At 76.2% G+C, this 10,991-nt stretch carries 11 protein-coding genes and 1 tRNA gene; 1 reads left to right on the top strand and 11 read right to left on the bottom strand.

The features are described 5' to 3' along the window. Nucleotides 1-44: 44 nt before the first annotated feature. The 8 genes from JOD57_RS16205 to JOD57_RS16170 all read right to left on the bottom strand — a co-directional run bounded on the left by JOD57_RS16205 (nucleotide 45) and on the right by JOD57_RS16170 (nucleotide 7,160). Nucleotides 45-716, bottom strand: coding sequence for a hypothetical protein (locus JOD57_RS16205; RefSeq protein ID WP_204692952.1), 672 nt, complete (start codon nucleotides 714-716; stop codon nucleotides 45-47). Next, complete coding sequence (locus JOD57_RS16200) at nucleotides 713-1,462, bottom strand: CDP-alcohol phosphatidyltransferase family protein (protein WP_204692951.1); 750 nt, start codon at nucleotides 1,460-1,462, stop codon at nucleotides 713-715. The genes JOD57_RS16205 and JOD57_RS16200 overlap by 4 nt, the downstream gene beginning before the upstream one ends. Continuing rightward, nucleotides 1,459-2,718: a DUF1972 domain-containing protein gene (locus JOD57_RS16195; protein WP_239568536.1), complete on the bottom strand. Its 1,260-nt coding sequence runs from the start codon at nucleotides 2,716-2,718 to the stop codon at nucleotides 1,459-1,461. Before JOD57_RS16195 ends, JOD57_RS16200 begins: the two co-directional genes overlap by 4 nt. Before the next feature lie 285 nt (nucleotides 2,719-3,003). Further along, on the bottom strand, nucleotides 3,004-3,567 hold the full coding sequence (gene pth, locus JOD57_RS16190) for an aminoacyl-tRNA hydrolase (RefSeq protein WP_307824728.1): 564 nt from the start codon (nucleotides 3,565-3,567) through the stop codon (nucleotides 3,004-3,006). 92 nt (nucleotides 3,568-3,659) lie between these two features. Further along, nucleotides 3,660-4,364: a 50S ribosomal protein L25/general stress protein Ctc gene (locus tag JOD57_RS16185; RefSeq protein ID WP_204692950.1), complete on the bottom strand. Its 705-nt coding sequence runs from the start codon at nucleotides 4,362-4,364 to the stop codon at nucleotides 3,660-3,662. A gap of 146 nt (nucleotides 4,365-4,510) precedes the next feature. Continuing rightward, nucleotides 4,511-5,491 (bottom strand): ribose-phosphate diphosphokinase, encoded by a 981-nt coding sequence (locus JOD57_RS16180; RefSeq protein ID WP_204692949.1) that lies wholly within the window; start codon nucleotides 5,489-5,491, stop codon nucleotides 4,511-4,513. A 14-nt stretch (nucleotides 5,492-5,505) separates the two neighbouring features. Next, nucleotides 5,506-7,008: a bifunctional UDP-N-acetylglucosamine diphosphorylase/glucosamine-1-phosphate N-acetyltransferase GlmU gene (gene glmU / locus JOD57_RS16175; RefSeq protein ID WP_204692948.1), complete on the bottom strand. Its 1,503-nt coding sequence runs from the start codon at nucleotides 7,006-7,008 to the stop codon at nucleotides 5,506-5,508. Between the two features lie 79 nt (nucleotides 7,009-7,087). Next, nucleotides 7,088-7,160: transfer RNA gene (locus JOD57_RS16170), tRNA-Gln, on the bottom strand. Between the two features lie 194 nt (nucleotides 7,161-7,354). Between JOD57_RS16170 and JOD57_RS16165 the strand changes: the two genes are divergently transcribed. Further along, on the top strand, nucleotides 7,355-8,344 hold the full coding sequence (locus JOD57_RS16165) for an acyl-CoA desaturase (protein WP_204692947.1): 990 nt from the start codon (nucleotides 7,355-7,357) through the stop codon (nucleotides 8,342-8,344). Between the two features lie 45 nt (nucleotides 8,345-8,389). Here the strand turns inward: JOD57_RS16165 and JOD57_RS16160 are convergent, their stop codons facing one another. From JOD57_RS16160 to rsmA, 3 genes are all read right to left on the bottom strand, one after another. Next, nucleotides 8,390-9,115, bottom strand: a complete 726-nt coding sequence (locus JOD57_RS16160; protein ID WP_204692946.1) for a DUF8692 domain-containing protein — start codon at nucleotides 9,113-9,115, stop codon at nucleotides 8,390-8,392. A gap of 81 nt (nucleotides 9,116-9,196) precedes the next feature. After that, nucleotides 9,197-10,156 carry a 4-(cytidine 5'-diphospho)-2-C-methyl-D-erythritol kinase gene (locus JOD57_RS16155; protein ID WP_204692945.1) on the bottom strand — a complete coding sequence of 320 codons (960 nt, stop codon included), beginning with the start codon at nucleotides 10,154-10,156 and terminating at the stop codon, nucleotides 9,197-9,199. Then, nucleotides 10,153-10,881: a 16S rRNA (adenine(1518)-N(6)/adenine(1519)-N(6))-dimethyltransferase RsmA gene (gene rsmA, locus JOD57_RS16150; RefSeq protein ID WP_307824727.1), complete on the bottom strand. Its 729-nt coding sequence runs from the start codon at nucleotides 10,879-10,881 to the stop codon at nucleotides 10,153-10,155. Before rsmA ends, JOD57_RS16155 begins: the two co-directional genes overlap by 4 nt. Between the last annotated feature and the right edge of the window lie 110 nt (nucleotides 10,882-10,991).

The raw sequence follows: 10,991 nt of genomic DNA, 5'->3' as shown, positions 1-10,991 counted from the left end.
CCTCCGGGTGGAGGGACGGGCGTCGGCCGGGTGGGTGCGGGAGGTCAGTCGGCGGAGCCGGTGAACACCAGGTAGGGCGCGCCGGCCTGGTAGCCGACGGCGAGGGTGAGGGCGTCGCGCTCCCCCTCGGGGACGCTGAAGACGTAGACGCCGGTCGCGTCGGCGCCGGGACCGGCCGTGCCCGTGAACGGCGCGGACGACGGGTCGTCCAGCGGCGAGGCGGGCGCGGCACCGGGACCGTGGGACAGGTCGACGGCGACGGCGTCGAGGGACACCGGCGCGTCGGTGCCGTTGGTGATCCGCACGGTGACCCGGACCGCGGGCCCGCCGACCTGGCCGGGTCCCTGGCCGCCGGCCTCGATCGCCTCGATGCCCTCGACGGCGGCCGTCACGCCGTTGCCGACGCCGGCCTGCTCGGTGAGGGCGACCGGCGCCAGCCTCGGGGGCAGCTCGTCGGCGGCCTCGGTGGGACCGGTGGGCTCGGGCGTGGGGGGCGGCGGCGGGACGGTGCCGGTGGGCTCGACGATCTCCGTGGGCGCGGGCGTGGGGGTCGCCTCCGTCGTGGTCGGGGCCGCGGAGACACCCGGACCGCCGTCACCGCTGCCGGCGACGGCGAGCGCCAGGAGCGCGGCGGCCAGGACGGCCCCGGCGGCGACCAGCAGCAGCCGCCGGCCGGTCGGCCCGCGCCACGAGCCGTACTGCTCCGGGAGCCTCATCGGGTCAACCCCTCCATCTCGCGGTACCAGCGGCGCAGCGCCAGCACCAGGTAGGCGGCGGTGGCCAGCGCCAGCGCCGTGTAGACCCCGAGGAAGACGGCCGGGGCGCCGAGCAGGACGAACACGAGGCACAGGACCCCGTAGTCGGTCGGCGCGACCAGGAGCGAGCGCAGCACGCCGGGCCGCTCCGCCGTCCGTTCCGCGCGGGTGCGCGCGCCGTGCCGGGCGCGCAGCGCCTCGTTGAGCAGCGTGACCGTGAAGTGCACGACCGCGAGGACGCAGAAGCCGAGCGGGACCAGCAGCCACCCGGGGTGCAGGTCCGCGAGCCGCCAGAGGGCGAGCGCGACGGCCAGGTGCACGCTGGAGTTCTTCGCGCTGTCGACGACGTGGTCGAGCCACTCCCCCGCCGGTGACCCGCCGCCCCGGAGCCGGGCCAGTTGCCCGTCGGCGGAGTCGAGCGCGTAGCCGAGCACCAGACAGGCGGTGACGACCGCGCCGGTGACCCAGCCGGCCGGCGCGACGGCGAGGATCGCGATGCCGGACGCCGTCCAGGTCGCGCTGAGCGCCGTCACCGCGTTCGGGGTCAGGCCCGCGTGGAAGGCCAGCGCCGCGAGCACCCGGCCCAGCGGGCGGTTGACGAAGCGGGACCAGGCCGGGGCGCCCGTGGCGCCCTTCTGCGCACCGGCGAGGCGGCGGACCGTCCCGACGAGGGTCTCCCCGGCGCCCGGGGCCGCGACCGCGGTCACTGCTGGGCCGCCGGGTGCGCGTCCCACGTCGTCGGGGCGGCCGACGGGAGCGGCACGACGTTGTCCGGCACCGCCGCGGGGACCGGGCGGGGCGCCGGCGGCAGGTCGGCGGCGCTCGGCCGGCGGCGGCCGGTGGGCCGCCGCGCGGGGACCTCCCCGGCGACCAGCCGCCGGGCGAGCTCCTCGTAGCCGTCGGCGACGTCGTCCCAGTCGTAGCGGGCGGCGAGGATGCGCGCGCGGCGCCCGGCCCGCCGGGTGCCCTCCGCGTCGGCCTCCACCGCGGCCAGCTCTCGGGCCACGTCCCGGGGCGTCCGGAAGTAGCGACCGGCGTCGCGGACGACCTCGCGGTTGAAGTCGACGTCGAAGGCGGTCACCGCCGCGCCGGCGCCGATGGCGCGCAGCAGCGAGGGGTTGGTGCCCCCGACCGAGTGCCCGTGCAGGTAGGTGCAGCAGTTGGCGTAGAGCTGGTCGAGCAGCTCCTGGTCCCACAGCCCGCCGAGGAAGCGCACCCGGGAGTCGGCCAGGGCGTGCACGCGGCGGGTGTACTCGTCGGCGTAGGGCGCCGAGCCGACGACGACCAGCGGCGTAGTGGCCTCGCTGGCGGTGTACCCCTCGACGACGACGTCGACGTGGTTCTCCGGCTCGAAGCGCGCGACGACCAGGTGGTAGCCGCCCGGCTCGAGACCCAGCTCGGCGAGCCGGTGCGACCCCGGCGCGATCAGCGGGGCGCCGTAGGTCAGCAGCGTCGTCGGGGCGGCGAAGGCCTCGCGGTAGTACTCGGCGATCCCCTCGGCGTCGGCGATGAGCACGTCCGACCAGCGGACGGCGAGCGCCTCGGCGACGCGGTAGTAGCGCCGGCCGGCGCCGCCCCACTTGGCGCGCTTCCACTCCAGCCCGTCGACGTGGGTGGCGACCGGGATGCGCGCGGCCCGCAGCGCCGGGAGCAGGGGGGCGTTGGCGGCGTTGAAGACGATCGCGGCGTCCGTGCGGTGGGTCACCAGGTGCCGGACCGACAGGGCGGTGTGGCTCAGCGTCTCCAGCGAGCGGCGGCGGGCGGCCGGCAGGTGCACCAGCTCCATGCCCAGGTGCTCCTCCGGGCGCCCGGCGTCGCCCCCGGGCGGGGTGCGGCAGTAGACGACCACCCGGTGCCCGCGGTCGGCGAGCCGGCGGCCCACCTCCTCGACCGCGGTCTCGAAGCCCCCGTAGCGCGCCGGCACGCCGCGGGTGCCCACCATGGCGATGCTCATGCGGTTCATGGGTCAGTCCTTCGATCCGGTCCGGTGCAGCACTGCGCCCGGAGCTGCACCGACGCTAGGGACGAGGGAGGGCTCGACTCCTCACCCGGTGGGGTGGGAGGAGGGTGAGGTCGGGAGGGCCCGGTGGGCGCCGGAGCGGCTGGGCACGGCGCGCACGGTCCTGACGAGGGTCAGCGCGTCGAGGGCCGGCGACCGGTTCCCACGTGGCGGAGGTCCGGCGCACCCGGGCGGGAGCGGGCGGTGCGCCGGGACGGCCGGCGTCGTGGCGGTGCCCGGCCGACCCGGTCAGCTGCGGGGGTGGACGACGTTCTGCGCCGCCTCGAGGCCGTGCGCGAGGAGCTCCTCGGTGGCGTCGGCGGCCTCGGCCACGAGCAGGTCGAGCTCCTTGCGCTCGGTGGCGGAGAAGTCCTTGAGGACGAAGTCGGCCGGGTCCTGGCGTCCGGGCGGGCGGCCGATGCCGACCCGGACCCGCAGGTAGTCGCGGGTGCCGGTGGCGCGGCTGACGGAGCGCAGGCCGTTGTGGCCGCCCTCCCCGCCACCGCGCTTGAGGCGGACGGCGGCGAAGGGGACGTCGAGCTCGTCGTGGACGACGACGAGGTCGGCGACCGGCAGCTTGTGGTAGTCGAGCAGTCCGCGCACGGGGCCGCCCGACTCGTTCATGTACGTCGTCGGCCGGGCGAGGACGACGCGGCGGCCGGCCAGGCGCCCCTCACCGGCCAGCGCGCGGGCGCGGGCGCCCTTGCCCGCGGTGAGCTTCACGCCCATCCGGGCGGCGAGCTCGTCGAGGACCATCGCCCCGACGTTGTGCCGGTTGCCGGCGTAGCCGGGTCCCGGGTTGCCCAGCCCCACGACGAGGAAGGGCCCCTCCGAGGGAGGGGACGCCGCAGGGGCGCCGGCGGTGCCGGCGCCCCTGCGGGTCGTGCTCTCGGTCAGTGCAGACCTCAGCTGTTCTCGGTGGACTCGATCGACTCGCCGCCACCCTGCGCCTGCGGCTCGGGGACGACGTCGCCCTCGCCGGTGCCGCCCTCGGCCGGGGCGGACTCCTCGCGCTCGATGCCGGCCTCGGCCTCGGCCTCGGCGAGCTCGGCCTCGAGGGCCTCGGCGGTCGGGGCGCCCAGGAAGCCGATGACCAGCGCCTCCGGGTCGGTGACCAGCGTGGCTCCCCGCGGCAGGACGAGGTCGCCGGCGGCGATGTTCTGGCCGGCCGTGCGACCGGTCACGTCCACCTCGATCGTGTCGGGCAGCGCGGTGGCGTCGGCCTCGATCGAGACGGTGTTGAGCTGGTGGTTGGTGATCGCGTCCACGCCCGGCTCGCCGACGACGACCAGCGGGACCTCGACGGTCGTCCTCTCGCCGCGGCGCACCAGCAGCAGGTCGACGTGCTCGTGGGTGCGGGTCAGCGGGTCGCGCTGGACCGCCTTGGTGAGGGCCAGGTGCTCGGTGCCGTCGAGGACGACGGTGATCAGGGCGTTGCTGCCGCCGTTGCGGAGGACCGCGGCGAACTCCAGGGCCGGCAGGGACAGGTGGACGACGTCCTGGCCGTGCCCGTACAGGACGGCGGGGACGCGGCCGGCGCGGCGGGTCCGGCGGGCGCTGCCCTTGCCGAACTCGGTGCGGGGCTCGGCGACGAGGCGGTGGTCAGCCACGGTGGTGTGCTCCTCGGGAGGTGGGTCTGGCGTCGGTGGCCGGCACACGGCGCGGCACGCCCTCGAGGGCACACGCACGTCGATCACGGAGTCGGAGGACCGCTCCCTCGCCGGGCGGTGCCATCCTACCCGGCTCCGTCGGACGGCTACGACGCGCCGCCGAAGAGGCTCGTGACCGAGCCGTCCTCGAAGACCTCCTTGATGGCGCGGGCGAGCAGCGGGGCGATGGACAGGACGGTCAGCTTGTCGAACTGGCGGGCCGGCTCGATGGGCAGCGTGTTGGTCACGATGACGTCGCTGATGCGGCTGTTCTTCAGGCGGTCGACCGCCGCGCCGGACAGGACGCCGTGGGTGGCGCAGACGATGACGTCGGCGGCGCCGGCCTCGAAGAGCGTCTCCGCGGCCTTCACGATGGTGCCGCCGGTGTCGATCATGTCGTCGACGAGGATGCAGACGCGGCCCTCGACCTCACCGACGACGCGGTTGGCGACCACCTCGTTGGGCCGCATGGGGTCACGGGTCTTGTGGATGAAGGCCAGCGGGACGCCGCCGAGCTTGTCGCTCCACCGCTCGGAGACGCGCACCCGCCCCGAGTCCGGGGAGACGACGGTGATGTCGCGGTCGCCCCAGTGCGCCTTGACGTGGTCGACCAGCAGGTCGAGGGCGAAGAGGTGGTCGACCGGGCCGTCGAAGAAGCCCTGGATCTGCGCGGTGTGCAGGTCGACGGTCATGAGCCGGTCGGCGCCGGCGGTCTTGAACATGTCGGCGACCAGCCGGGCGGAGATGGGCTCGCGGCCGCGGTGCTTCTTGTCCTGGCGGGCGTAGGGGAAGAACGGCGCGACGACGGTGATCCGCTTGGCCGACGCCCGCTTGGCGGCGTCGACCATGAGCAGCTGCTCCATGAGCCAGGTGTTGATCGGCGCGGTGTGGCTCTGCACGATGAAGGCGTCGCAGCCGCGCACCGACTCCTCGAAGCGCACGAACAGCTCGCCGTTGGCGAACTCGTAGGAGGCGGTGGGGGTCGGCGTCACGCCGAGGTGGCCGGCGATCTCGTCGGCCAGCTCCGGGAAGGCCCGGCCGGAGAAGAGCATCAGGCTCTTGCTGGTGGTCTGCCGGATCGCGCTCATCGGCTCTGCTGCCCCTACTGCTCGTGGTCCACGTCGGGCGCTGCCGGCCGGTCCGCCCCCTCGGGCCCGGGGCCGGCCGCACCCTCGGCCGGTCGCGTCGCCGCCGCGGCGGCCTGCGCGGCGGCGGTGCCCGGCCGGCGACGGCCCACCCAGCCTGCCACATTGCGCTGGGCGGCCCGTGCCACACCCATGGCCCCCGGTGGGACGTCCTGGGTGATCACCGAGCCGGCCGCGGTGTAGGCGCCGTCCCCCACGCTGACCGGCGCGACGAGCATCGTGTCCGAGCCGATCCGCACGTGGTCGCCGATCGTCGTGTGGTGCTTGGCCACCCCGTCGTAGTTGACGAACACCGTGGCCGCCCCGACGTTCGCGCCCCGACCGATGGTCGCGTCGCCGACGTAGGAGAGGTGCGGCACCTTCGAGCCCTCGCCGACGCGCACGTTCTTCGTCTCGACGAAGGCGCCCACCTTGGTGCCGCGCGCGAGGTCGGTGCCCGGGCGCAGGTAGCTGAACGGGCCGACCGTGGCCTGCGGTCCGACGGCCGAACCGAGGACGTGGGAGCGCACCACGCTGGCGCCCTCCCCCACCGCGGTGTCGACCAGCGTGGTGTCGGGCCCGACGACGGCGCCGGTGGCGACCGACGTCGTCCCCCGGAGCTGGACACCGGGCTCGAGCAGCGCGTCGGGCTCGACGGTGACGGTGACGTCGACCCAGGTGGTGGCCGGGTCGACGACGGTGACGCCGGAGCGCATGAGCTCGTCGAGCACGCGGTCGTTGAGCGTGCGGCGGCGCGCGGCGAGCTCACGGCGGTCGTTGCAGCCCAGGACGTCGTCGGGGTCCGCGGCGCGGACGGCGGCGACCGGCGCCCCGCCCTCGGCCAGCGGGGCGAGCGCGTCGGTGAGGTACTGCTCCCCCTGGGCGTTGTCGGTGGCGAGCCCGGCGAGGACCCGGCGCAGCGTCGCCGCGTTGGCCACGTACACGCCGGCGTTGACCTCGCGGACCGCCCGCTGCTCGTCGGTGGCGTCCCGCTCCTCCACGATGGCCAGCAGGTCGCCGTCGGCGCCGCGGACGATCCGCCCGAGCCCCGTCGGGTCGTCGACCTCGGCGGTGAGGACGGTGAAGACGCTGTCCGCGGCACGGTGCCCGTCGACGAGCGCGGTCAGGGTGCCGGTCGTCAGCAGCGGGGCGTCGCCGTTGACGACCAGGACGGGGCCCTCGAGGTCGGGGACCGCGGCCAGTGCGACGGCGGCGGCGTGCCCGGACCCGCGCTGCTCCTCCTGCACGACCGGCCGGGCGGCGGGCGCCACCGCGGCGAGGTGCTCGGCCACCGCCTCGCGGCCGGCGCCGACCACCACGAGCGTCGTGCCGGCGCCCAGCGGCGCGGCCGCCGCCAGCACGTGGCCGAGCATGCTGCGCCCGCCCATCTCGTGCAGGACCTTGGGCGTGGTCGAGCGCATCCGGGTCCCCTGCCCGGCGGCGAGGACGACGACGGCGGCGACTGCCTGCTGCGGGCTCACGGAACTCCTCCGACGGTGGGCGGGACCGCCGGAGGGCGACCCGGCGCCTCGGCGCGGGTGGCGCGTGTCCTCGGCGCTGCTGGGGGACTCGGACTCGAACCGAGACTTCCCGGCTCCAAAGGCCGGCGGGCTGCCGATTACCCCATCCCCCACCGCGGCGCCGTCCCCGGGCGGCGCCCCGCGGGACGAGCCTAGGGCGCCCGCGGCGGCGGGGCACGGAGCGGGGCGGGCCGCGGCGGGCGAGGGCTCGGACGGCGAGGTCACGGCCGGTGACGTAGGTTACGGCTCGTAGCCACCGGCAGTCGCGCCGGAGCGTCCTTGCAACGGACGACCCCCTGGAGGCCATGTGTCCGCTCCTTCCCTCACCCGGCCCGCGGCCCTCCGCTCCGCTGATCCCGACCGGGGCCTGCCGCCCAACGCGCTGGGGAAGGAGAAGGGGCACCTCGAGCAGCTGACGCTCTACGTCTTCGTCGTCGTCCCGTTCCTGGCGCTGGCCGCCGTCGTGCCGGCGGTGTGGGGCTGGGGACTGTCCTGGCTCGACGTCGGCCTGTTCGTCGCCTGCTACTTCGTGCCGCTGCTCGGGGTCACCGTGGGTTACCACCGGTACTTCACGCACGGGTCGTTCAAGGCGACGCGTCCGCTGCGGATCGCCCTGGCGATCGTCGGCTGCATGGCGATCCAGGGCCCGGTCGTGCAGTGGGTCGCCGACCACCGCCGTCACCACGCCTTCTCCGACCGCGACGGCGACCCGCACTCGCCGTGGCGCTACGGCGACGACACCCGCGCGCTGCTCAAGGGCATGTTCCACGCCCACCTGGGCTGGCTGTTCGACCGGCGGCAGACCAACGCCGCCCGCTACGCACCCGACCTGCTCAAGGACCGCGGGCTGCGCGTCACCAGCCGGCTGTTCATCGTGTGGGCCTTCCTCAGCCTGGCCCTGCCGGCGGCCGTCGGCGGCCTGGTCACGGGCAGCTGGGCCGGTGCCTGGACGGCGTTCTTCTGGGCCGGGCTGGTGCGCACGGCGCTGCTGCACCACGTGACCTGGTCGATCAACTCGATCTGCCACGTGGTGGGCAACCGGCCCTTCGCCTCGCGGGACCGGGCCACGAACTTCTGGCCGCTGGCGATCCTCAGCGGCGGCGAGTCCTGGCACAACCTGCACCACGCCGACCCGACCTGCGCCCGCCACGGCGTGCTGCGCGGGCAGATCGACATCAGCGCACGGGTGATCTGGGTGTTCGAGAAGCTCGGCTGGGCGCACTCGGTGAAGTGGCCCGACCCGGTCCGCCTGGCCGCCAAGCGCCGCGACGCCGTCCCCGCCACCGGGGTCGCCTGAACCGCTCCGGTCCGGGTCCGGCTCCGGTGCCGACCGGAGCAGGACTCAGACCGGCTCGGTGGAGGCAGGGGCGGTCACGTCCCGCCCGACCGGGTGGGACCTGTCGACCCGGCCGGGGCGGGGTGCCCGTGACCACCGGTGCCGGCCCACGCCCAGAGCGGCGAGCTGGAGCGCGAGTGCCGTGCCCCACGCCGCCGACCCGGTCATCTCCAGCAGCTCCTCGGTGACCATCATCGCCGTGTACCCGGCCCGCTTGACGTCGCCGTCCCACTGCACCGCCTCGAGGACCTGGGCGACACCCCAGGCCACCGCCCCGGCGACCCACGGGAGGAGCACCTCGGGCCGTCGGCGGACCTGCCAGGCCACGCCCACCCAGGCCACGGCACCGGCCAGTACGACCGGTGAGTACAGCAGCTGCCAGTCGACGCCGGTGGCGGACTCCAGCCGTTCGTGCACCGAGAAGCTCTCGTCGACCGCCATCAGCGCGAACAGCAGGGCGAGGGGCCACGTGGACGCCCGGCGGCTCGTCGACCGGCCCAGGACGGCCGCAGCGAGCGCGCACCACCCGAGCAGGAGGGCCGAGAAGGCCGCCGGGACCGTGTACTCGCCGTCCAGGTCGAGGTGCCTCCACCCCGACTCCGCACCGACCGCGACCACCCCCAGGACGGCGAGCACGGCGATGACGACGAGGACGCCGACGACTGCACGGTTGATCGGGACGGGCAGCCGCGACCGGCCACTCTCGGACTCGGCACGCGGCTGACCTGGCACGGCGGCCAGCATCGGTGAGCCGACTCCACCGGTCAAGCTCCCGGTCACCCTCCGTTCACCCACCTCACCCCTGCCGGGGGGTCAGCCGACCAGCCGCGCCCCGGGCACGGGGCCGTGCACCACGCGCACGGTCCGGAACACGCCCTCCCCCGCCAGGACGGCGGCCAACCGGACGGCGGCGTCCTCGTCCTCGGCCAGCGCGGCCACGGTCGGTCCCGAGCCGCTGACCAGCGCTCCCGTCGCGCCGGCGTCGGTGGCGCTGCGCAGCGCACGGCGCAGCGCCGGCCGCAGCGAGACCGCCGGCGCCTGCAGGTCGTTGGTCAGCGCGGTGGCCAGGGCGTCGGGCGGTCCGCTGCGCAGGGCGGCGAGGACCGCCTCGGGCGAGGGCGACTGCGCGCCCTCGGGCAGCCGGCCCGCGGCGCGCAGCCGGTCCAGTTCGGCGTAGACCGCCGGTGTGGACAGCCCGCCCTCGGCGATGCCGAGCACCCAGTGCCACTGCCGCCGGGCCAGGACCGGGGTGAGCAGCTCCCCGCGGCCGCTGCCCAGCGCGACGCCGCCGGCGAGGCCGAAGGGCACGTCGCTGCCGAGCTCGGCGGCCAGCGCGGTGAGGTCGCCGCGGGTGGCGTGGGTGCCCCACAGCGCGTCGAGGGCGACGAGGGTGGCCGCGGCGTCCGCGCTGCCCCCGGCCAGCCCGGCCGCGGCCGGGATGGCCTTGTCGACGGCGATGGCGGCCTCGGCGGGCACGCCGGCGTGCTCGGCGAGCAGCTCGGCGGCCCGCCACACGAGGTTGCGCCGGTCGGTGGGCACCGGGTCGGGCCCAGCGGCGCCCTCCCCGGTCACGGTGACCGACAGGCCCTCGCCGCGACGCACGGTGACCGTGTCGAGCAGCGAGACGGCCAGGTAGACCGTCTGCAGCGCGTGGAACCCGTCGGACCGCAGCGGCCCGACGGCCAGCGAGACGTTGACCTTGGCGGGGGCGTGCGCGGTGACCGCGCCGTCCCCGCGGGTGTGCCCGGCCCCGCCCGGCGACGACCAGCTCACGGCGCGACCGGGTCGGTCGCCGCCAGGCGGGCGAAGTCGGTCACCGACAGCTGCTCCCCGCGGGTGGCGGGGTCGATGCCGGCCGCCCGCAGCCGCGCCTCGGCGGCGGCGGCGCTCCCGGCCCAGCGGGCCAGCGCGGCCCGCAGGCCCTTGCGGCGGGTGGCGAAGGCGGCGTCGACGACGGCGAAGGTGGCGGCCCGGTCGCCGGGCGGGGGCGGCCGGCGGTCGAGGGCGACCAGCCCGGAGTCGACGTTGGGCTCGGGCCAGAAGACGCGGCGCCCGACGGCGCCGGCCCGGCGCACCTCGCCGTACCAGGCGGCCTTGACCGACGGCACGCCGTAGGCGGAGCCGCCCGGCGGGGCGGCCAGCCGTTCGGCGACCTCGGCCTGGACGAGGACCAGCGCGCGCCGCAGGGAGGGCAGCAGCTCGAGCAGGTGCAGCAGGACGGGCACCGCCACGTTGTACGGCAGGTTGGCCACCAGCGCCGTCGGAGGGGCCCCGGGCAGCTCCGTCACCCGCAGCGCGTCGGCCTCGACCACGGTGAGCCGGCCGGCGAGGTCGGGCCGCCGCCCGGCCACGGTCGCCGGCAGGAGGGCGGCCAGCCGCGGGTCGATCTCGACGGCGGTGACGGCGGCGGCCGCGGGCAGCAGGCCCAGGGTCAGCGACCCGAGGCCGGGGCCGACCTCCAGGACGACGTCGTCGGGCCGCAGCCCGGCGGTGCGCACGATCCGCCGGATGGTGTTGGCGTCGTGCAGGAAGTTCTGCCCGAGCGTCTTGGTGGGACGCAGCCCGAGCTGCTGGGCCAGGTCGCGGATCGCGGCCGGGCCCAGCAGCC

The sequence above is a fragment of the Geodermatophilus bullaregiensis genome (genome assembly GCF_016907675.1).
Lineage (GTDB): Bacteria > Actinomycetota > Actinomycetes > Mycobacteriales > Geodermatophilaceae > Geodermatophilus > Geodermatophilus bullaregiensis.
Note: the sequence above shows the minus strand (reverse complement) of the source record. Positions and strands in the feature narration are given on the sequence as shown.

Excerpts from the sequence above, each read along its gene's own strand:
- JOD57_RS16205 (WP_204692952.1), bottom strand. The coding sequence starts at position 716 with ATGAGGCTCCCGGAGCAGTACGGCTCGTGGCGCGGGCCGACCGGCCGG.
- JOD57_RS16195 (WP_239568536.1), bottom strand. The coding sequence starts at position 2,718 with ATGAACCGCATGAGCATCGCCATGGTGGGCACCCGCGGCGTGCCGGCG.
- JOD57_RS16180 (WP_204692949.1), bottom strand. The coding sequence starts at position 5,491 with ATGAGCGCGATCCGGCAGACCACCAGCAAGAGCCTGATGCTCTTCTCC.